The sequence below is a fragment of the Arthrobacter sp. CG_A4 genome (assembly GCF_035985125.1).
Taxonomy (GTDB): Bacteria; Actinomycetota; Actinomycetes; order Actinomycetales; family Micrococcaceae; genus Arthrobacter.
The window spans coordinates 1-1,092 of sequence record NZ_JAXCID010000106.1; the positions used below are offsets into that span (position 1 = coordinate 1).

A 1,092-nucleotide genomic window follows, 5' to 3' on the forward strand; every position below is an offset into this window, starting at 1 on the left:
AATTGCTCCACACCGCGGCCCAGCCCGCCCATGAAGCTTGACAGCAACGCAGGGACCAGCCGGGTGCAACATGACCCACCAAGGGAATCCTTTTCCAATCTTTCGCAAAAGCAAGCCAGCTCCTGATTCTCTTGCCGCAGGAGCAAGGGAGCTGGCGGCTCAGTGTTCACCGGGGCCTTCACGGCAAAGGGCTGCTGAGCTGACACCGGGCGGTCTCTGATGCTGGAAGTCCGCGATCTTCCACATGTTTGCTGACTGAAAAGGGGGGTGAAGGCCATGACAAGGGACCGCCGTTCGTCGGGAACAGCCGATCAACACCGGGCAGACCCCGAGCTGCCGACCACAGGCACTCTCGTTATCCGCACCTGGTACGAACAGGACCAGCACACAGGGTTCCGCGCCAGGTTAACGTATGGACTGGCACCCGGGCACGAACAACATACTGTCTCCACTGCTGATCCGGACGAAGTCCTAAGAGTTGTGCGTGAGTGGCTGTCGGCCCAACCAGGGGCGCCGGACAAGAACTAGGCGCTCATTCGCAGTGCGGATCCTCCGCCCACGAACCTCTGCGACGAGCTGCCGAAGTGTTTCCGAAGGCACAAGGCCCATGTCCTGCCTGAGTTTCCCCTGATACCTTTCAAAGGCCAGAAGCGCGGAGGCCGTGTTGCCTTGCTGTATTTCAGCCCGAATGAAGAGTCTGACCGCAGTTTCATAGAGGGGCTCGATTTCCAGAGCCGCTTCCGCAGCTACCATGGCGGCCTCATAATCACAGCGAGAGAGCGACTCGCGGGAGATCAAGGTGAACGCATGGAGCCGATCCTGCCGCAACCGGAGCTGTTCAAACAGTACCCAATCCTCATACCAGCCCGGAAGCAGCTCGGCGTCGCGTAAATCGTGAAGCCACGAGGCGACGCTACCATTGAGCCCAACCCGGTTTAGGTCCCGGATCTGAGCACGAACCCGGTGCAGGTCAACGTCGACCCGTTCGCTGAGGGACAGCACCGTCCCGTCATTGACCACCAGACCAGGTAGCTGCCTCGAGATCAAATGCACGCTGACGCGCAGGCTTTCCAGTGCCCTGGTCTCGGGATA

General features: G+C 60.1%; 1 protein-coding gene. It reads right to left on the minus strand.

Going from position 1 to position 1,092, the window contains the following annotated elements:
- Positions 1–471: 471 nt before the first annotated feature.
- On the minus strand, positions 472–1,092 hold a 621-nt coding region (locus tag RCH07_RS19215; RefSeq protein WP_326969090.1), incomplete at its 5' end, for an AfsR/SARP family transcriptional regulator.